14 protein-coding genes are annotated in these 19,670 nt (G+C 58.0%); 9 read left to right on the top strand and 5 right to left on the bottom strand.

Annotated features, from left to right (window positions below; all coding sequences use genetic code 11):
* Positions 1 to 28 precede the first annotated feature (28 nt).
* From GFR01_RS03680 to GFR01_RS03665, 4 genes are all read left to right on the top strand, one after another.
* Complete coding sequence (locus GFR01_RS03680; protein ID WP_099181293.1) at positions 29 to 4,552, top strand: coiled-coil domain-containing protein; 4,524 nt, start codon at positions 29 to 31, stop codon at positions 4,550 to 4,552.
* 113 nt (positions 4,553 to 4,665) lie between these two features.
* Complete coding sequence (locus tag GFR01_RS03675) at positions 4,666 to 5,352, top strand: metallophosphoesterase (protein ID WP_063902973.1); 687 nt, start codon at positions 4,666 to 4,668, stop codon at positions 5,350 to 5,352.
* Complete coding sequence (locus GFR01_RS03670) at positions 5,342 to 5,656, top strand: chorismate mutase (protein WP_099181292.1); 315 nt, start codon at positions 5,342 to 5,344, stop codon at positions 5,654 to 5,656. The genes GFR01_RS03675 and GFR01_RS03670 overlap by 11 nt, the downstream gene beginning before the upstream one ends.
* Entirely contained in the window at positions 5,656 to 6,171 is a 516-nt protein-coding gene (locus tag GFR01_RS03665; protein WP_099181291.1) for a SixA phosphatase family protein, read from the top strand. The genes GFR01_RS03670 and GFR01_RS03665 overlap by 1 nt, the downstream gene beginning before the upstream one ends.
* Before the next feature lie 19 nt (positions 6,172 to 6,190).
* On the opposite strand, the gene GFR01_RS03660 is transcribed toward GFR01_RS03665, so the two are convergent.
* Positions 6,191 to 7,927 (bottom strand): Hint domain-containing protein, encoded by a 1,737-nt coding sequence (locus GFR01_RS03660; protein ID WP_244902134.1) that lies wholly within the window; start codon positions 7,925 to 7,927, stop codon positions 6,191 to 6,193.
* Positions 7,928 to 8,191: 264 nt separating this feature from the next.
* On the opposite strand from GFR01_RS03660, the gene GFR01_RS03655 reads away from it, so the two are divergent.
* On the top strand, positions 8,192 to 9,493 hold the full coding sequence (locus tag GFR01_RS03655) for a citrate synthase (protein WP_099181290.1): 1,302 nt from the start codon (positions 8,192 to 8,194) through the stop codon (positions 9,491 to 9,493).
* A gap of 27 nt (positions 9,494 to 9,520) precedes the next feature.
* Here the strand turns inward: GFR01_RS03655 and GFR01_RS03650 are convergent, their stop codons facing one another.
* Positions 9,521 to 9,757 (bottom strand): hypothetical protein, encoded by a 237-nt coding sequence (locus tag GFR01_RS03650; RefSeq protein WP_007282266.1) that lies wholly within the window; start codon positions 9,755 to 9,757, stop codon positions 9,521 to 9,523.
* 175 nt (positions 9,758 to 9,932) lie between these two features.
* Between GFR01_RS03650 and GFR01_RS03645 the strand changes: the two genes are divergently transcribed.
* The gene (locus tag GFR01_RS03645) at positions 9,933 to 10,679 is read left to right on the top strand and encodes an orotate phosphoribosyltransferase (protein WP_010502438.1); all 747 of its coding nucleotides are present in this window, start codon (positions 9,933 to 9,935) and stop codon (positions 10,677 to 10,679) included.
* A 5-nt stretch (positions 10,680 to 10,684) separates the two neighbouring features.
* Positions 10,685 to 11,521: a glutamate racemase gene (gene murI / locus GFR01_RS03640; protein ID WP_099181289.1), complete on the top strand. Its 837-nt coding sequence runs from the start codon at positions 10,685 to 10,687 to the stop codon at positions 11,519 to 11,521.
* A 48-nt stretch (positions 11,522 to 11,569) separates the two neighbouring features.
* On the opposite strand, the gene GFR01_RS03635 is transcribed toward murI, so the two are convergent.
* Positions 11,570 to 12,625 (bottom strand): polyprenyl synthetase family protein, encoded by a 1,056-nt coding sequence (locus GFR01_RS03635; RefSeq protein ID WP_099181288.1) that lies wholly within the window; start codon positions 12,623 to 12,625, stop codon positions 11,570 to 11,572.
* A gap of 147 nt (positions 12,626 to 12,772) precedes the next feature.
* On the opposite strand from GFR01_RS03635, the gene GFR01_RS03630 reads away from it, so the two are divergent.
* Positions 12,773 to 13,612: a tRNA1(Val) (adenine(37)-N6)-methyltransferase gene (locus GFR01_RS03630; protein ID WP_373317587.1), complete on the top strand. Its 840-nt coding sequence runs from the start codon at positions 12,773 to 12,775 to the stop codon at positions 13,610 to 13,612.
* Between the two features lie 18 nt (positions 13,613 to 13,630).
* Here the strand turns inward: GFR01_RS03630 and GFR01_RS03625 are convergent, their stop codons facing one another.
* On the bottom strand, positions 13,631 to 14,653 hold the full coding sequence (locus GFR01_RS03625; protein ID WP_063902978.1) for a ribonucleotide-diphosphate reductase subunit beta: 1,023 nt from the start codon (positions 14,651 to 14,653) through the stop codon (positions 13,631 to 13,633).
* 268 nt (positions 14,654 to 14,921) lie between these two features.
* On the opposite strand from GFR01_RS03625, the gene GFR01_RS15885 reads away from it, so the two are divergent.
* Positions 14,922 to 17,489, top strand: coding sequence for a YfhO family protein (locus tag GFR01_RS15885; RefSeq protein ID WP_244902132.1), 2,568 nt, complete (start codon positions 14,922 to 14,924; stop codon positions 17,487 to 17,489).
* A 68-nt stretch (positions 17,490 to 17,557) separates the two neighbouring features.
* Here the strand turns inward: GFR01_RS15885 and GFR01_RS03615 are convergent, their stop codons facing one another.
* Positions 17,558 to 19,411 (bottom strand): ribonucleoside-diphosphate reductase subunit alpha, encoded by a 1,854-nt coding sequence (locus GFR01_RS03615; RefSeq protein ID WP_244902173.1) that lies wholly within the window; start codon positions 19,409 to 19,411, stop codon positions 17,558 to 17,560.
* Between the last annotated feature and the right edge of the window lie 259 nt (positions 19,412 to 19,670).

Here is a 19,670-nt window from a genome sequence, read left to right as displayed (position 1 = left end):
TCTCTTTCAGGGCGTTTCATAAATACCGATGTCAACCCACACCACGACGATCAGCCGCCTGACGATCGGCGGCTTCAAAAGCTTCGCCGATGAGGTGCGCGTTGACATCCTTCCAGGCCTGACGGGCATTATTGGCCCGAACGGCTGCGGCAAATCCAATGTCGTTGAAGGCCTGCGCTGGGCTATGGGGGAAACCTCTGCCCGCGCCCTTCGGGGTGGCGAGCTGGACGATCTGATCTTTGCCGGAACAGGCGCACGCTCTGCCCGGAACATTGCTCAGGTCACGCTTCATCTGACTGGAGCAAAAGGTCTCGCACCGGCTCCGTTTCAGGATGCTGAAGACCTAGAAATCACGCGTCGTGCCGAGCGTGGCTCCGGCAGCGAATATCGCATCAACGGCCGCGTCATGCGTGCGCGTGACGTGCAGACGCTTTTTGCCGATCTGGCGTCCGGTGCGCGTAGTTCCGCCATCGTCAGCCAGAACCGTGTCGGCCAGCTTATCGCGGCCAAGCCGGAAGAGCGCCGCCTTCTGCTGGAAGAGGCTGCTGGCATCACGGGCCTTCATGCTCGCCGCCATGATGCGGAACTGAAACTCCGTCAGACCGAAACCAACCTCTCCCGTGCGGAAGACCTTCGCCTTCAGATTGAAGAACGCCTTGGCAGTCTCGAAGAGCAGACCGTTCAGGCTCGGAAATATCGTGAGCTTTCCGAGAAACTACGTGAAGCCGAGGTTCAGCTTCATGCGCTTCTCCATGCCCGCGCCAATCTTGCCGTACAGCGCAGCAAAGATGATCTGGCCAAAGCCCGCGAGGCCCTCCGCAAAGCCGAGCAGGAAGCCGAGCACGCGACCATTGCGGAGTTCGAAGCCCGCAAGGCCACGCCACAGGCCCGAGAAGAAACAGACCGCCTCCGCAGTGCTTTAGAGCGCCTGAAAGTGCAGTCCGAGACGGCACGGGTCGATGTCACGCGTGCAAGAGAAGCAGAGGCCGAAGCACTGGCGCGCTTCCAGCAGGCCGAAGCAGATTTTGCCCGAAGCACGGAACGGCTCTCGCAGGATCGAGCGGCCCAGACGGCCGCTCTTGCTGATCTGGAAGCGCAGGAAAAGGAACACGCCCAGCTTCCTGAACAGCGCGCTCAAGCCACCGAAGAGCAGAACCAGCTCGCAGCACTTGAGCGAACGCAGGCAGCATCTCTGGAAGAAGCAGTCCGTCTGCGGGACGCAGAAGCGATCCGTCGCGATGGGCTGAAAAGCGCTCTTGATGCTCTGACAACGCGACTTGATGCTGAAACAGGTGCTCTTCAGGCACTTGAAGCAGAACTGACTTCGCTGGAGAAAGACCGACCTGACGATGATGCTCTGGAGAGCCTGCGCCAACAGGTTGACGTCGCCATCAGTGAGGCTGAGGACGCCAGACAGATCGAAGCTGCTGCTCTCGCCACGCTTCAGGATGCGCGTCTGGCAATGGAATTGCAGGGCCGCACACTCGAAGACGGACGGCAACGGCTGGCGGTTCTGGAAAAGACCGAAGCAGATCTGAAGCGTCGCCTTCAGGCCGCGACTGCTCGTCTGGCTCAGGACCGGGCGGCCCATACCCAGACGGCCACCGCTCTTTTGACGGACGAGCGACGCGCCGAGCTTCAGGCTCAGCGGGAAAAGACCCTGCAGGCATTGGAAGATATTTCCGCTCGGGAACGCGCAGCGCGACAGGCTCTGGATGAGGCCAATACGGCGTGGCTTGAAGCGCGCGCGAAGGCTGAGGAAGGCGTTCAGCGCCATAAGGGTCTTCTGCGTGCGAAAGAAAGCGCACAGCACGCCGCCAATCAGGCAGCCCAGCGTGCAGAAACGGCTCTTCGAGAGCGGGATACCGCCGCAAAAACTCTCGTACCGGACACTGACGTAGCCGTCCTTCGAGCAGCCGTCACAGATCTGGAAGAGAGACTGGATGCCCTTCAGCGTGCTCTTTCCGAAGCCGAAAAAGCTCTCTCTTCCGCGTCCGAAGCGGAGAGCGCTACTCGTGAGGCTCTGACCCGCACAGAAAGCACGATCCTGCGCCTTCGTTCGGAATGTGAAGGGCTGGAACAGACACTCGCAGCCGTCGCCGCGCAGCCAGACCCTCTGGAAGACAGACTGGATATTCCTGCGGATCTGGCACGGGCGGTCGCTGCGGCACTGGCGGATGGACTGGATGCCTCGCTTGCACCTGCGACCGTCGCAGCCGACCGTCGGTGGCTTGCTCTCACAGCACTAGACAGCCCACGGATTGATTGCTGCCCGCCCCTCTCGTCTCTGGTTGTGGCGCCAGACGCTGTTAAACGCTGCCTGGACGCTGTTTTCCTGCTGGATGATCCCGGTAGAGGTGCCGCTCTTCAAACGCATCTCCAGCCCGGCCAGGCGCTTGTCTGCCGGAATGGCGCTCTGTGGCGGTGGGACGGTTTCATTCGCTCGGGAGACGCACCTGATGCCGGTGCTACCCGTCTGGAACAAAGGCAACGCCTGACACAGGCCCGCGCCCTTCTCGCTGAGCAGGAAAAGGGGCTTCCGGCCGTACAGAGCACATTCCAAGAAGCCCAGCGCACTCGCGTCGAAACGGAACAGACCTTGCAACGTCTTCGGTCGGAACGTTCGGGGCTGGAGCCTGAACTGAGCAAGGCCCGCACGCAGCTCTCGTCACGCGAACAGCAGGCTGCGCTGGCAAAAGGTCGATGGAACGAAGCAGAACGTCGTTTGTCAGACGCAGAGGCCGCTGCGAAAAGCGCACGCTCAGATGCTGAGAAAGCAGCGGCGGATTATGACGCTCATCCTTCTCCGTCAGCTCTGACGGACACGGCTGAACAGGCGGGTCAGGTCGTGGAGGGGGCTCGAACGGCTCTCACAGCATTGACGCGGGATCTCCAGACAGCCCGGACAGAAGCCGAACAGGCTGATCGCACTTTGGATCAGGCTGTTCTACGTCATGAGACGGCACAGACACGCCTTCAGGAACTGGAAGAGGCCCTGAAAAGGCTGGAGCGGGACATTGATGCTCTTCAAACAGAACTTGAAGCCACAAAAACTGCGACAGACCGGCCGGATCTTCCAGATCTTGAGCGCCGTGAAGCCGTAGCCCGTCAGCGGCATCAGGATGCCCGGCAGAAACTTGAAGCAGCGAGCAAGGCCACGAGCGACCTGCGCCAGAAAGCAGACCGCCTTTCTGCCGAACTACAAACTTTGGACCAGTCTGCCACGGCAGCCCTCGCCCGGCGCACGGCGCTTGCTCCACGTGCGGCAGAGCTTAAGGCGCTCGTCGAGAAGCTAACTAAGGACCATCAGGCACAGCAAGCCGCCATTGCAGAACGTCCGGACCCGGCGCTTCTGGAACAAAACGTGCTGAAAGGCACTGCGGAACTGGAAGAAACACGGAAGACACTTCAGGCGATCCGGGAGACTCTGTCTCACCTTGCGCTGGAAGATATGCGCCTGAACGGAAGCATCGCGGCGCTCAGAGGACGGCTATCCGACCTTGAGGGACAGATTTCTCTGGCCGTTCAATCCCATGCGGAACTGGAAGAACGCCGGAACACACTGGAGAACGCCTGGAACAAGGCGGCCCATATTCCGGTTCGCCTCGAAGCCGCCCTGAAGCAGCAGGATCTGGATCTTGAGAAGGCCCAGACAGCCTATGATGAAGCCCGCGCAAAGGACGAAGCCACCGATCAGGCTGGTCAGGCTGCGCAGGAGCGTCGTCGGGAGGCTGATCTGGCTCTGTCTTCGGCTCGTGAAGCCATTGCCCGGCTGACCGAACGCGCCGAACAGGCCGTGGCAGCGCGTGAGCGTCTGTTGACGGAAAGCGACCCGCCAGAAGGGGGCGTTTATCCGTCTGATCTGTCCGAGCAGGCTGAAACGTCCACTCGCCGTAGGCTCTCCCGCCTCACCCGGGAGCGGGATGATCTGGGAGCCGTCAATTTACGCGCCGAGACGGAATATCAGGACGCAAAGCAGACTGCCGAGACCATCGCCCGTGAGCATGAAGAACTGACGGCGGCCATCAATCGGCTACGCGGCGGTATTGGAACTATCAACCGTGAAGGGCGCGAGAGGCTTCTGGCCGTCTTCACTGAAGTGGACCGGCATTTTCAGTCGTTGTTCTCACGGATGTTCGGAGGGGGGCGCGCGCATCTGGGTATGGTCGGCAGTGATGATCCACTAGAAGCCGGTCTGGAAATCTTTGCCCAGCCGCCAGGGAAAAAGCTTTCCACCCTTTCCCTCCTCTCTGGCGGTGAGCAGGCCCTGACGGCACTTTCCCTCATTTTTGCGACGTTCCGCTGTAACCCTGCGCCGATCTGCGTGCTCGATGAGGTAGACGCACCGCTGGATGATGCCAATGTGGAGCGCTTCTGCTCTCTTCTGGCCGATATGACCAAAGAAGCCGGCACGCGCTTCCTTGTCGTGACCCATCATCAGCTCACCATGGCCCATATGGACAGGCTCTATGGTGTCACAATGCAGGAACGTGGTGTAAGCCGGGTTTTGTCGGTTGATCTGGGGCACGCCGCTGCCCTGGTTGAAGGCTAACGTCTTTTTTCTTCAATCGAAAATTGACGTTAAGGCGTTGAAGCCTTTTGATAGACAAAACGCCTTGAAAGATCGAACCCATTTTCGTCGAACCACCTCTCCCCGCCCCGATCATGACGCGAATCCGTGAACACGGTATTCGTGTGGTGGGAGACGTGCATGGTGATCTGAACGCTTTCCGGCATGCGACCGCGACCGAGCGGTTCGTCATCCAGCTGGGAGATCTGGTCGATCACGGGCCAGACAGTGCCGGCGTGATGGAACTGATGCTCGATCTTCTGGACACGCATCGCGGGCTGTTCATTCTCGGCAATCATGACCGCAAGCTGGGACGCGCCCTGGAAGGTCGGCGCCTCAGGCGCGATCCTCCCCTTGAAGAAACACTCCGGCAGTTTTCCCTGCCGGAATATGAAGGGCTTCAGCAGCGCACCTACGAGGCGATTGCTTCTGCTCCCACATGGCTACGGATTGGGCGGGCACTATTCGTGCATGGCGGGTTCCATACGGCCATGCTGTCCGAGGCCCCGGTTCCGGGTCTGGGCGAAATGTCCGCCCCGCTCTCCCGCGCCCTTTTTGGTGAAACCACCGGCCGCATGCAGCCGGATGGATACCCTGAACGCCGCCTGACCTGGATCAACCGTATTCCCGAAGGAATGACGGTCTATGTCGGCCATGACCGCCGCTCAACTGACGGACGCCCCTGGCGCCGGATGGGGAGACTTGGAGGCACGGCTGTCTTTACGGATCTTGGTGCTGGAAAAGGCGGCCACCTTGCATGGATCGACATCAATGACTTCTGACAGCTCTTCCGCCCTCGCAGAACTTGAGCGCCTGCGCGCCAGCATCGACAATATCGACGCCGCCCTGATTCATATGCTGGCAGAGCGGTTCCGTTGCACCAAAGCTGTTGGTGAACTCAAAGCACGTTCCAGCCTCCCCGCCGCGGACCCTAACCGTGAAGCCCGACAGATCGAACGCCTGCGCCAGCTTGCACGAGATGCGCATCTGGATCCGGATTTTGCTGAAAAGTTTCTGGCTTTCGTCATCCGCGAGGTCATTCGCCACCATGAGGCGATTGCCGCTCAAGCCAACGGTTCGCACTGATGTCCAAGCGCCTGCTTCTCGTCCTGCGTCACGCGGAAGCAGGCCCTCATCTTCATTCGGGAGCAGGCGATATTGAACGCCTGCTTACTGCCGCAGGACAGGAACAAGCCAAGCGGATCGGACAGAAGCTTGCCCATTTAAACCTGCCTCAGCCCATGCACGTTTTGTGCAGCCCTGCGCGCCGGACGCAGGAAACAGCCCAGGGCGTTCTCTCTGCTCTGCCAAACCCGATCTTACCAAAGGTCGAAAACAGCCTCTATGGCGCGGATCTCGACACGCTGTACGGGTTCATTCATGGCGCAGCAGATGACGTTCGGACATTGCTGCTGATCGGCCATAATCCCGCTATTGGGGCGCTGGCTTATGATCTTGCGGGATTAGCCGTGCAGAACGAAGCATTTGTATCCCTGAGAAGGGGCTATCAGCCAGCAACCCTGACCATCTTTCAGACAACGGAAGACTGGATCAATATCCGGCCTTCCACCGTTCAGGCCAGTCAGGTTCTTACGCCCTGACTGGTGACCTTCTCCTCCTTCAGGCGCAGAGAAGGCTTACGCGGCGCTCAGCAGCCTGAGCTTTCACATACGGTCCTGCTGCAAGAACTTCGATTTCCAGAACACCCTTTTCAGTCGCTGAGCGTGCACCCAGGTCGAGATATGCATTGCCATTCGTCCAGCGGCCACCAGATGCATCTGCATCATACCAGCCGTCGACCTGATTTTCCGTAATCTCACGCATAGCCTGTCCATCCCAAAGCCGGATCATACCGACCAGAACCCCAAGCGAACGGCGATCATCCACGTAAGGACCCGTCACGTCACATGGGCGGGATGTCCGTGACACCAGACGCACAACGTCCGCCCCATCTGGAAGCGAAAACAGGACGCGCCCGTCAACATTCCGCATGGGAGCAATGCGCTGGCCAGAGCGGGTTTCGAGATGCAGATCATGAACACTGGTCGTCTCAAGGACTGGCGCAACATTCAGACCAAGAACCTTCGAACGCCTCGCCAAGCGTGCGTGGATTGGCTCCACAACTGCACGGTCCGTCACGAGCGGTGCCGATGCATCGTGCTCCCAGCTTTTTGCAGCTGTTGAGAGAGCAGCAACATCTCCTGGCTGGGCGAAGCTGTTACGATTTCCCGTGTCGAGATAGCTTTCGGTCATGAGACCATTGGCTAGGACCACGTCGTGATTGGCTGTCTCCACATGGTAATAGTCGTAAACTGCAATGTCTGTCGCATAAGCAATGCTGCCGCCGTTTACGAGCATACGCACAGGAATGAAGGCCCCATCCAGATAGAGGCAGTGCTCAGACGTCAGAAGCAGATCTGTGTGAGGAATATTTTCCGACACAGCACCGGCACGAATACGAACTGCATATCCAGCTTCGTCAGGATGCAGACCGTTACGGACCTGTGCGGTCTTGCTGCCAACCCAGCTCACGGTCTCGGATTGCTCCACACCGTCACGCACAACAATAACGTCATCACCGGCCCGCAGATTTTCAACGACGACTTCACCCGCCGGTGTCTTGATCAAGCTTCCTCCGAGGAAACAAACTGGACCCAGTTCAGCAATGGTTGAACCGTCTGTATCCCTTATCAGGGTGACGCCATTGCTGCTGTAGTCACCCTGCATCCGGGTGGAATACACGACGTCTGCCCCGGATGTGACCTGAAGGTAGTAACCGCCACCACTGCTGACGAAAGAGGCGCTCTCTCCCTGTGAGTAGTCCAGGCCGTTCAGATCAATCTGGCCACCGGACGACAGGATGGTTTCACTCAGAGTGCCGCCGCTTTCCAGTGTCAGTACAGCGCCCGACGAAATCACAGTCGTATCTGCAACAGCTCCAGACGCAACATAGAATGAAGCACCACTTCGGACTTCCGCATGATCGACCACGGAGCCTGAAAGAGCTGACAACGTTGCTCCCGGGTTCAGCTGCGTGTGCGTCAGCTGCCCCCCAGAAGATACAATCTGCGCGCCGCCACTGCTGACCGCGACATAATAGGCGCGGCCACCGTTTGTGATGGTCTGTAGCCCACCGGACAAAACAGTCGCGTTATAGGACGAGCCAGCTGAATCGACTGTAAATGTTCCCCCACTGCTGACAACGAGGAAATGATCTTCACCGCTCTCAGAAACAACGCCACCAGCCACAACTGTGACATTCTGGATGGTGCCGCCCTGTTCAACAGTCAGAGTGTTACCCTGTCCGCTAACGGTTGCGCCCGAAACGGTCTGACCTGAAGAAACTATCTGAGACATGAAAATCCTGTGTGAAGGAAAAATGAAACCGCAGGCTTTCAGAACGCCGGGCGATGAAGAGCGCGGGTTGTAGCGGAAACCCATTCAAAAACACAATATTATTAACAAATATTCTACAACGTATGATTTCATATGGTCTTTTAGGAATTTACAGCTTTTCTCGAGCCTATACGCGCCCTCGCGAGCAGTGTCTCTGGACAGGGAAAACCCCTACCCCCTAGAGTTTGGATCTTCCCGCAACTCTGTCAGGCAGGCGCTCCTTACATGCACGACCCGAAGCCCGAAACCGCTACCCTTCAAGCCGGTGCTGCCTCCATGCAGGCTCCTCTTCTGAAGGGAACAATGGGCCCGGACGTCGTGGACCTGCGAGGAGCATCCCAAAAGCTGGGGGTTTTCTCATTCGACCCGGGCCTGGTCAGCACGGCGACCTGCACCAGTGCGATTACCTTTATCGACGGGGATGAAGGAACCCTTCTGCATCGCGGTTACCCGATTGAAGACCTCGCCCTCAATGCAAGCTTCACCGAGACGGCCTATCTGCTGCTGTACGGTGAGCTTCCGACGACACCGCAGTATCAGGCTTTCCAGGCCGATATGAATACGCATCGGCTGCTGAACGAGCAGATCCGGAATTTCTTTAATGGCTTCCGTCGTGATGCGCACCCGATGGCCATTCTTTGCGGTACGGTAGGAGCCCTCTCAGCATTTTATCATGATGGGCTAGATATCTCACAGGCCAAGGACCGGGATCTTTCAGCGCGGCGCCTGATTGCAAAAGTGCCCACCATCGCCGCATGGGCCTATAAATATTCCATCGGAGAGCCCTTCATCTATCCAGATGAGGAGATGTCCTTCTCCGAAAACTTCCTGCACATGCTGTTTGCGCGGCCGGGCAATCATTACCGCGTCAATCCGGTTCTGGCCCGTGCCATGGACCGCATTCTGCTCCTTCATGCCGATCACGAGCAGAACGCTTCGACCACAACCGTCCGACTTGTCGGTTCAACGGGCGCCAACCCCTATGCCTGCATTTCAGCCGGCATTGCGGCCCTTTGGGGACCGGCTCATGGCGGTGCCAACGAAGCAGCGCTGAACATGCTTCAGTCCATCGGCACGCGTGACGGCATCCCTGCTTTCCTTGAGAAGGTCAAAGATCGGAACTCCGGTGTGCGCCTGATGGGCTTTGGACATCGCGTTTACAAGAACTTCGATCCTCGCGCGAAAATCCTTCAGGCGACCTGCCATGAAGTTATTTCCGAGCTCGGGCTGGAGCACGATCCGCTACTGGATCTGGCAAAGGAACTGGAGCGCGTTGCGACGGAAGATGATTATTTCGTCAGCCGGAAGCTCTATCCGAATGTGGATTTCTATTCAGGTCTAATTCTGAAAGCTCTCGGTATTCCGACGAGCATGTTCACCGTGCTGTTCGCTGTTGCGCGCACGGTTGGCTGGGTCAGCCAGTGGAAAGAAATGATTGAGGATCCTGCAGCGCGGATTACACGTCCGCGGCAGCTTTATGTTGGGGAAGCGACGCGGGAATTCGTCCCCATGAGTGAGCGGGGCTGAAAAGCCCTGCCCTACCTTACGGTCTGATCAGCAATCGCAGCCAGGGGTCTGACCCTTGGCTTTGCGAACGACGTGATGGTCAATCCATTCAGCGACGAGACGACGGGCTTCCGTAATGGAAGATTCAGGATGGTGGATACGGTACAGTGTGGTGCATGCCGCAAAAGCCTGCATATCCGGCTGTCCGACCTCACGCAGTTCCTGATAGGCCGTGACAACTGCACGTTCGCACTTCCGGCCGATCCGGCTGGTTTCAATGCTCACTTTTGGTCCTGCTTCAGAAGAGGAAAAAACGGTCTTACTCCTTAGGGGGCCTGACCTGACTACGCAAGCATAGATTGGGTTCCTCTATAACAGCAACAAGTGCGTACGAATTTGGCACTACCCTTTGCGTCTTGTGGCCGGTAAACCACAGAAAACGACGTCAGTGGAGACCAGCATGACACAACACGGAGACAGCCCGATCGCGGGTCGCACCCAGTGGGACCGGGACGCAGCCCTGACCACCGCCCGCATCCTTCTGGAGATCAAGGCCGTCAACTTCCGCCCGGAAGAGCCTTACACCCTGACGTCAGGCTGGAAGTCCCCGGTCTATATCGACTGCCGCAAAATCATCTTCTTCCCCCGCGCCCGGACCAAGATCATGGAACTGGCCGTCGAGAAGATCGGCCGCCACATTGGCTATGAAAGCATCGATGCGGTTGTCGGTGGCGAGACGGCAGGTATTCCGTTCGCTGCGTGGATCGCAGACCGCATGATGACGCCGATGGCGTATGTTCGCAAAAAGCCAAAGGGCTTTGGCCGCAATGCGCAGATCGAAGGTGATGTGCCCGACGGCATGCGCACACTGCTGGTCGAAGACCTGACAACGGATGGCGCGTCCAAGATCCGATTCGCCAACGCTCTCCGCGATGCCGGCGCCATCGTGAACCACACCTTCGTCGTGTTCTTCTACGGTGTCTTCCCCGGCGCCCACAAAACGCTGGCAGACATGGACATCTCCCTGCACGCCCTGTGCACCTGGTGGGACGTTCTCGAAGCGTGTGCAGGCGGAGATTATTTCTCCGAAAAGGACAGTGCCGAGGTTCGTCGCTTCCTTGAAGATCCCTGTGGCTGGTCCCGCAAGCATGGCGGTGTTGGCAGCGCCGAAGAAGCGCTGGCGCTCAAGGCCAAAGCAGAAGGCTGACGCCCGTGGGCTCTCCTGCCCTTTCGTCCCGATGCCTTGTTTTTGACTCGGGCATCGGGGGGATGGGTGTCGTTCAGGCTCTGCGCGACATCCTCCCCGCACTCACGATCGACTATCTGGCTGATACCGCGCTGTTTCCATATGGGGAGCAGCCGGATGACCTCCTGACCGGCCGTATCGTCAGTCTGCTCGAAGCAGCCTGCCACGACTTTCGGCCAGACGTTTTGGTGATTGCCTGCAATACGGCAAGCACTATTGCGCTGCCGGCGCTCCGGGAACGTCTCTCCATCCCCGTTGTCGGATGCGTCCCCCCTATCCGCTGGGCTGGGCGCGTTTCCACAACCCGTACCGTCGGTCTGCTTTCCACGTCAGCAACGGCCCGGCGACCTTATGTACTGGAACTGCATCGGCAATTTGCGCCCGATTGCCGCCTGATTACCCACGGTGCACGCGGACTGGCTGATCTGGCCGAACGCGCCTTTCTGGGCGATGACATTCCGGATACAGACGTTGAACGCGAACTGACCTGCCTGTTCGAACAGCCTTACGGCGAGGCCATCGATACAGTCGGGCTTGGCTGCACGCATTACACGTTCCTGATGCCAGCATTTCAACGCCTTGCGCGCGCCCACCTGAACTGGCTTGACCCGGCGCCAGCCGTCGCCCGGCAGGTTCGGACTGTGCTTGAAACCCTCGCAACACTCGCACCAGACAAAGCTGCAGCACCGCCCCGGCTTTTCATGACCAGCGCACCATTTAACGCACCGCGTCTGGAAGCAGCCGTAAGCCGTTTAGGTTTTTCGGAGTGGTCTCTTTTCAGCCCGCTTGCAGTAACGGCCTGAGAGCAAACTCTGCGCCAGCCTTGAGGGACTGACGCAGAACAGAACTTTTTAGCGCGCCCGGTTCACCGTGAACTGAACGGTCTCGATTAGAAGGCGACGCAACTCGCTATCCGGGAAAATGGACAGAGCTTCGACAGCTGCGTCCGCGTAAACCTGCGCGCGGGCGATCGTCGTGTTGATCGCGCCCGTTTTCGCAATCAGGTTCAGAGCATGAGGCAGATCTTCCTCGGTCTGCTCGCCTTCTCCAATAACGCGTTCCCAGAAAAGCCGATCTTCCGGGGAGCCAGCCTCATAGGCGGCCAGCACCGGCAGGGTGATCTTACCCTCCCGCATATCATCGCCAACGGTTTTGCCCAGAACCTGCTGGTCTGCAGCATAATCGAGAGCATCATCAACAAGCTGGAACGCCATACCCAGATTGGTGCCAAACTGCTCCAGCGCTTCCTCTTCGGCATCCGGACGCTCGGCCACGACAGCACCGACACGGCAGGCAGCCGCGAATAGCGCGGCCGTCTTGCCGTGAATGACCTCAAGATACCGCTCAACAGGTGTCGTGAGGTCGTTTTGCACGACCATCTGAAGGACTTCGCCTTCGGCAATTGTCGCAGACGCATCCGAAAGGATCGCCATGACCTTCAGGGAGCCATCTGCCGTCATAAGCTGGAACGAGCGGGCAAACAGGAAGTCGCCTACCAGCACGGACGCCTTGTTGCCGAACACGGCATTGGCGGAGGCCAGTCCGCGACGCAACGTGCTCTCATCCACGACATCATCATGCAAAAGGGTCGCGGTGTGAATGAACTCAACGCAGGCTGCGAGCCCGACATGACGCTGATGATCCGGGCCCGGCTGATACCCGCACAGACGTGCGGAGGCCAGCGTCAGCAGCGGACGAAGGCGTTTGCCTCCAGCCGCGACAAGATGGGCGCCAAGCTGTGGGATCAGGGGAACCGGGCTCTCCATCCGGGCGATAATCGCACGGTTGCAGGCCAGCATGTCCTCTTCAAGATAAGCAGAGAGTGCCGATAATGCGCTCTCGCCCCCTGCACCCTGAACCACAGCTTTATCAACGGTCACGGCGGCATCCGGTGCGGCAGAATCCAAGGGTCTTTACTCCAGTTCCTGCATAACGCCCCGGGACTGCCCAGGACCATGCAGGCACGATATGATATGGCGTGTTCCCGTTCGTTCTTCCTGACCGGAAAAGCGACCGGGCCTTATTAACGCCGGACGACAGGTTGGAATGACCATATGAGCGGCAGCAGGAAGGCGGTCAACCCATTGCAGCCCTCTAAGCCTCCTCAGAAGCGCACTTCCTCCCTTTCTGAAAAAGAAAGGGAGGGCACATTGCTGAATGGACGACTCCGCTACACACAGTTCCGGCAGGGATATCGTACGGGGCTGGAGCCGGTGCTGATGGCCGCAGCCATTCCCGCTAGAGGAGGAGAGACCATTCTGGAAGCCGGATGCGGTGCCGGAGCCGGATTGCTATGTCTCGCAGCCCGTGTGCCGGGTGTCAGCGGGATTGGTCTTGAGGCAGATGCCGACACCGCAGAACTTGCCGCTCACAATTTCCTGAACAACCCGTTTCCAGACTCGCGAACCCGTCTTTCCATCGTTCAGGCCATCCTGCCGACAATTCCCTCATCCCTGCGTGCCAAAGCGCCCACAGCTAATGGGCGCTTCCATCATGTGATGGCCAACCCTCCCTGGCACAGTGTGCATGGCACCCCTTCCCCGGATGACAGACGACGTCTGGCACTCAGCGCGGAAAACGATGACCCACAGGCCTGGATCCGCGCTTTGACCCGATGGGTCCTGCCGGGTGGTACGCTGACCTTCATCATATCCTCAGCAATCGCGGATAGAGCCTGTCAGACACTTCTGGAAAACGGGTGCGGATCACTTCAGCTCTATCCCTTCTGGCCCAAACCGGGTCGGGAAGCGAAACTGGTTCTGATCCAGGCCATTCATGGCGGCAAAGGAATTTTCCGCCTGCGGCCGGGACTGGTCCTGCATGAAGAAGATGGCCGCTTTACCGATGCGACCGAACGGGTTCTGCGACTGGGAGAGGCGCTGCCCGGCAGCTAACCTCTCCCGACATGCAGATTATTCGAAGACGTTGCCTTCGAACGCTTCTTCCCAGGTGCCGGACGTAGAGGCACGGGAATATTCCGTGGAGCGGTTTTCGAAGAAGTTGGCATGCTCGACAGCATTCAGCATGTCGTCGATCCAAGGCAGCGGATTTTCTTCCTCGCCGTAAACCGGATCAAGGCCAAGCTGCGTCAGACGACGATCTGCGATGAAGCGAATGTAACGCTTGACGTCATCTGAAGACATTCCTTCAACCGGTCCCATCTCGAACGCCAGATCAATGAATGCGTCTTCATGCTCAACGGTCGTGCGGCAGATTTCCTTCAGTTCTTCACGGAAATCTTCCGTCCACAGTTCCGGATTTTCCCGGATGAACGTGCGGAACAGACGGATCATGGACAGGCAGTGCAGCGTCTCGTCACGCACCGACCAGGACACGATCTGCCCCATGCCCTTGAGCTTGTTAAAGCGCGGGAAGTTCAGCAGGATCGCGAACGACGCGAAAAGCTGAAGCCCTTCCATGAAGGCACCGAATGCCGCCATGGTCTTCGCGATTTCACGCTTGTTGTCGATGTTGAACGACTGCATGAAATCGTATTTGTCCTTCATCTCCTTATACTTCAGGAAGGCCGAATATTCTGTTTCAGGCATCCCGATAGTGTCGAGCAGATGGGAATAGGCCGCGATGTGGATCGTCTCGATGTTCGAAAACGAGGACAGCATCATTAGCACTTCAGTCGGTTTGAAGACCTGGCTGTAATATTTCATGTACGCGGAATTCACTTCCACGTCGGCCTGCGTGAAGAAGCGGAAAATCTGCGTTACAAGGTGCTGTTCAGCTTCCGTCAGCGTGCGGTGCCAGTCCTTCACGTCGTCAGCCAGAGGCACTTCTTCCGGAAGCCAGTGAACGCGCTGCTGGGTTAGCCAGGCATCATAGGCCCAAGGATAGCGAAACGGTTTGTAAACCGGGTTCGCGGTCATCAGGTCATAGTGCTCGGGTGCTGGAGTTTCTCCAGCAGTCGGGGTTGGGTTGCTCATGACCTTACTTTCCTCAAAGACACGTTTTCCCCGTGACTGCCCCTCTCGATTTCAGAGAAGCTGGACACATTAGAAATCCGTGTTTTTCAATACCTTAGACAGTCTGAAGACCACTGTTTATGGGTGCAAATTTGCTCAACCCGGGTCATCCAGAATCATTCTGGGACAGATCATAACGTCCGACACCGCATCAGTCGACAATCCATTCTCTTGTGAGACGAAAACACGGAGGTTATGCAAACAGCACAATCCTCCCGGCGGAGACTTCATGCCCCAGCAAACGCGTCGCTTCTGGCCGCGCTCCCACCTTCTCGCACTCATCCTACTGCCCATCTGCATTTATCTGCCGGAATGGTTCGGGTTCGTCTCAAGCGACCCGATGATGACAACATCCCTGATGGTGCAGAACTCCGCTGCCGCGACAAAAGGGATCATACCGGGCAATCCGGGCTGGATTGACGGCTGCGCGGGCGTTTTCGTTGAAGCTCTCGGACGGCTTGTCGCGCGGGACTGGGTGCATGGCATCATTCCGTGGTGGAACCCTTACAGCGGTGTCGGCATGCCTCTGGCCGGAGAATACCAGCCTGCCGCATTTTTCCTCCCCTTCGTGCTGTTTCTGGGCTTTTCCAACGGCCTCCTGATGATGAAGTGTGCGCTTCAGATCATCGCCGGACTTTCAACCTATGCCCTCCTGAAACAACTCCGCCTCGATCCGCGCGCGGCTCTGATCGGCGCCCTTCTTTACGCGTTCAATGGAACTTATGCCTGGGCGTCTGACGGCCCCTCCGAACCCCTCGCTTTCCTCCCACTCGCACTGTACGGCGTGGAGCGCGCTCGCACCGGGAACTGGAGTTGGCTGGCACTGGGGCTGGCCTATCTCCTTCTGGCCGGTTTTCCGGAAACAGCCTTCCTGCTGGGGCTGATCGCTCTGGGACTGGCAGGTCTTCGCTTTTTCCAGACGAACTCAGGCAAATCCCGCTTTGCTCTTCACATTCTTCTCGGAGGGCTCACGGCCGGCCTGATCGCAGCCCCACAGCTTCTGGCTTTTTTGACATTTCTGCCCCATGCCGACGTCGGATTTCATGTTGGCATCAATAATGACACCCTGCCGCATCAGGCATGGGCCATGCTGCTTTTCCCCTATATCAACGGCCCCATATTTTATGGCCCAGAACTGGGCGCCTGGTATGCGCTGGGAGGCTACTGCGGGCTTGTTCTTCCGTTCCTGGCCTTGTGCGCGATTGGCGGAAAGAAAGAGCGCAGACTGCGATTCCTGCTGCTGGGAATCATTATCGCGGTGGTCGGGAAACAGGCTGGCGTTCCTGTCCTCACCCAATTTGTCGATCTGATTCCGGGAGCAGGCCATACGGTTTTTTACCGCTTGTGCGAACCCATGGTGGAAAGCTGCCTGATCCTTCTGGCCGCTTTCACGCTGGACGACATGTTTCGTGGCATCTGGCGGCGCAAGGCGGGTCTGCTGTCGGCTGTTACAATAATTGCCGTGGGCGTAGTGGCATATCTGTTGGATCGACCAGCCTTGGAGCAGCTTCGCACGTTCTCCGACGGGCCAGTATCCTCACAGTGCTACGCAACCGGCTCACTGATTTTCGGGCTTTTCTGTTTGGCTGGCGCTTCAGGGCTTTGCTGGTCCGGAAAACATCCAAGAACTCTTGGAGCACTTGTCCTGAGTGAGAGCTTGATCCTCTTCGGCTTTCCTCTCTTGAGCGTCTATCCAGAGCCCCCTCGTCCCGACCAGAATCTCATCGCGGCTCTTCGCGAAGAAACCGGGTTACAACGCTTCGTCACCATTGGCCCGGTCGAGCCAAATTATGGCGCCTATCTTGGTATCGCATCCATCAACCACAATGCCATTCCAACGCCCAAGGCCTGGATTCAGCGCCTGAGGCATGATTTTGGCTCGAAGGTGGATTCCGTAACCTTCAACGGGTCCTATCCGTTCACCGAAAGCGGGGATGCCTTCCTGGAAACATTCCTGGCGCGTCGGCCAGAGCTGTTTACTACATTAGGCGTCTCAGCCCTTCTGGTTCCACCGGGGCATGGTCTGCCCAGTATTGCGCCCTATTCTCTGAAAGATCGTCAGTCAGGCGGCCTTTCTCTGACCCCCGACGCTTCAGAAATCAAAGTCGATATCTCGTCGTGGGATAAACCCTCCAGCCGACTGACAATGCTTCAGTTGGGGACTTACGGCGGTCATTCAGATGGTCTTCTTGTCCTGTCCATCTGTTCCGACTCTCAATGTGCAACGGGTCAAACCCCGTTGAAACAGGCAAAAGACAATGGACTAACGGCCATTGAGCTGGACGGAATTATTCCGTCCGACGCTCGGACCATGACTTTGACCCTCAAAGACGCCACCACAGGCGTCATGATCTGGTCTACCGTGAGGGATCAGATAACCTGGCCTCGCATTCGTTTCGAAACGGATGCTGTGCGCGAAACCATGATTCCCGTTCTGCAAACACCAACCGGTGATCTGATCCGGCTGAAAAACCCAGCGCCCTATTTTGAAACTGAAGCAGCCTGCACCCTGACTCCCAAGGACCGCGAGATGCTGTCTGCAACCTGCCGGGAACCTACGCACCTTATCCGCCGGGAAGTCATGCTACCGGGCTGGAAAGCTGAGGTGAACGGAACCTCAGTCCTCCCCGAAATGTGGGATGGATTGTTTGAGCGCATTCCGCTCCCCGCCGGCACCAGCCAGATCCACTTCCATTTCGCCCCTCCCGGAGCACCCTTGGCGTGGATCGCCGTAGCACTTGGGCTAATCCTGCTCGGGTTGGGCTTCCGCCGAACCAAGAAAGACGGGCCGCTTTAACGGCATAAAAAAAGCCCGGCTCCCCAATTGAGGAGCCGAGCTTTTCAAACCGGTATTACCGAGTTGCCTTACTGGCAGGCGAGGCACTCTTCATAATCGCCACTGCTCATCTTGCCACGCGGGGCAGTCTGCGCCGTTGCTTCGTACTTCTCGTCTTCCAGAATATCGCTCTTCACGGCCAGCGTGGAGACTGCATCAGCGCGCTGCACCGACAGGGAGCGGCAGTAGTACAGAGACTTCAGGCCCTTCTTCCAGGCCTGGAAGTGGATCTGATGTAGATCGCGCTTATGGACATCCGCCGGCAGGAAGAGGTTGACCGACTGTGCCTGGCAAATGAACGGCGCACGATCCGCGGCATGTTCGACAACCCAGCGCTGATCCAGTTCGAAGGCCGTCTTGAAGACGTCTTTCTCGTCCTGCGTCAGGAAGTCCAGATGCTGGACAGAACCTTTGCTCAGGGTGATGTCAGACCAGACCTTGTCCGTGTTCTGACCGCGCTCTTCAAGGATCTTGGTCAGATGACGGTTACGAACCGAGAAGGAACCAGACAGCGTCTTCTGAAGAAAAACGTTAGCGCTGATCGGCTCGATACCCGGGCTGGCATTGCCCGTGATGATTGAAATGGAGGCGGTCGGAGCAATCGCCAGCTTGTGCGAGAAGCGCTCCATGAAGCCATATTCTTCGGCATCCGGGCATGGGCCACGCAGTTCCGCCAGCTTCTTTGACGCTGCATCGGCCTGAGCGCGGATATGCTGGAAGATCTTTTTGTTCCAGACCTTCGCCATCACGCTCTCGAACGGAATCATCCGAGCCTGAAGGAAGGAATGGTATCCCATCACGCCAAGGCCGACAGACCGCTCACGGGCAGCGGCATACTTGGCGCGCGCCATGTCATCCGGCGCACGATCGATAAAGTCCTGCAGGACGTTGTCGAGGAACAGCATGACGTCCTCGATGAACTGCGGATCGTCTTTCCACTCGTCCCAGGTTTCCAGGTTCAGGGAAGAGAGGCAGCAGACAGCCGTACGATTCTTGCCGTGATGGTCGATACCGGTCGGCAGCGTGATTTCGGCGCAGAGATTGGACGTTTTGACCTCAAGTCCGGCCAGCTTGTGATGTTCCGGGCGGGCACGGTTCACATGATCCGAATAAATGACATACGGCTCACCCTGCTCCATGCGGGCCGTCAGAATACGGATCCAGAGTCCACGGGCAGACACCTTACGGATAATGCTGTGATCCTTCGGGGACAGCAGAGGCCATTCCTCATCGGCCTCAACAGCCCGCATGAAGGCATCCGTGACCAGCACGCCATGATGCAGGTTCAGGGCCTTACGGTTCGGATCACCACCCGTGGGGCGGCGCATTTCCGTGAATTCTTCGATTTCAGGATGCCAGACCGGCAGATACACGGCCGCAGATCCACGACGCAGAGACCCCTGCGAAATGGCCAGTGTCAGGCTGTCCATCACGCGGATGAACGGAATAACGCCGGAAGTCTTTCCGTTACGACCGATGTTTTCGCCGATTGAGCGGAGGTTACCCCAATACGAGCCGATACCGCCGCCCTTGGAGGCCAGCCAGACGTTCTCGTTCCAGAGGCCAACAATACCTTCAAGGCTGTCTTCCGCCTCATTCAGGAAGCAGGAAATCGGCAGACCACGTGATGTGCCACCATTGGACAGGATCGGCGTGGCCGGCATGAACCAATGGCGGGAAATATAGTCATAGATGCGCTGGGCATGACCCTGATCCGCACCGTAATAGGAGGCAACGCGCGCAAACAGGTCCTGATAATGCTCGCCGGGCAGCAGGTAACGATTGTCCAGCGTCGCCTTGCCAAAATCCGTCAGCAGGGCGTCGCGTGAACGATCCACCCGCACGGCGTGATGACCGGGAAGCTGGACAACATCGTCGAACATATCCGGCGTTTCGTCGCCTTCCCCAACAGCAGGCTCACCAACGGGATGGTCAACAGGCGGTAGCACGTCATGCGGTCGGTCGGCCGTGTGTGGCGTGTCCATCGTCACGTCATGAAGTGTCATTGCGCTCTGCTCCGGCGGTCTGTTTTTTTCGAGTTGATGACCTTCCAATTCCACACTCGCCGTGCTCACTGCAAGCGAACTCTTCGCTTGCAAAATGGAAAGACCTGTGAATTTGGAGTCATCCATATCTAGGGGC

The organism is Gluconobacter frateurii (assembly GCF_002723955.1).
GTDB classification, from domain to species: Bacteria; Pseudomonadota; Alphaproteobacteria; order Acetobacterales; family Acetobacteraceae; genus Gluconobacter; species Gluconobacter frateurii.
This window is presented reverse-complemented; position numbering and strand designations above follow the sequence as displayed.

What these genes read in the sequence shown, in the direction of transcription:
- GFR01_RS03630 (WP_373317587.1), top strand. Translation starts at nt 12,773, where the DNA reads ATGAGCGGCAGCAGGAAGGCGGTCAACCCATTGCAGCCCTCTAAGCCT.
- GFR01_RS03680 (WP_099181293.1), top strand. Translation starts at nt 29, where the DNA reads ATGTCAACCCACACCACGACGATCAGCCGCCTGACGATCGGCGGCTTC.
- GFR01_RS03660 (WP_244902134.1), bottom strand. Translation starts at nt 7,927, where the DNA reads ATGTCTCAGATAGTTTCTTCAGGTCAGACCGTTTCGGGCGCAACCGTT.
- GFR01_RS03675 (WP_063902973.1), top strand. Translation starts at nt 4,666, where the DNA reads ATGACGCGAATCCGTGAACACGGTATTCGTGTGGTGGGAGACGTGCAT.
- GFR01_RS03645 (WP_010502438.1), top strand. Translation starts at nt 9,933, where the DNA reads ATGACACAACACGGAGACAGCCCGATCGCGGGTCGCACCCAGTGGGAC.
- GFR01_RS03625 (WP_063902978.1), bottom strand. Translation starts at nt 14,653, where the DNA reads ATGAGCAACCCAACCCCGACTGCTGGAGAAACTCCAGCACCCGAGCAC.
- GFR01_RS03665 (WP_099181291.1), top strand. Translation starts at nt 5,656, where the DNA reads ATGTCCAAGCGCCTGCTTCTCGTCCTGCGTCACGCGGAAGCAGGCCCT.
- GFR01_RS03655 (WP_099181290.1), top strand. Translation starts at nt 8,192, where the DNA reads ATGCACGACCCGAAGCCCGAAACCGCTACCCTTCAAGCCGGTGCTGCC.
- GFR01_RS03670 (WP_099181292.1), top strand. Translation starts at nt 5,342, where the DNA reads ATGACTTCTGACAGCTCTTCCGCCCTCGCAGAACTTGAGCGCCTGCGC.
- GFR01_RS15885 (WP_244902132.1), top strand. Translation starts at nt 14,922, where the DNA reads ATGCCCCAGCAAACGCGTCGCTTCTGGCCGCGCTCCCACCTTCTCGCA.
- GFR01_RS03615 (WP_244902173.1), bottom strand. Translation starts at nt 19,411, where the DNA reads ATGTTCGACGATGTTGTCCAGCTTCCCGGTCATCACGCCGTGCGGGTG.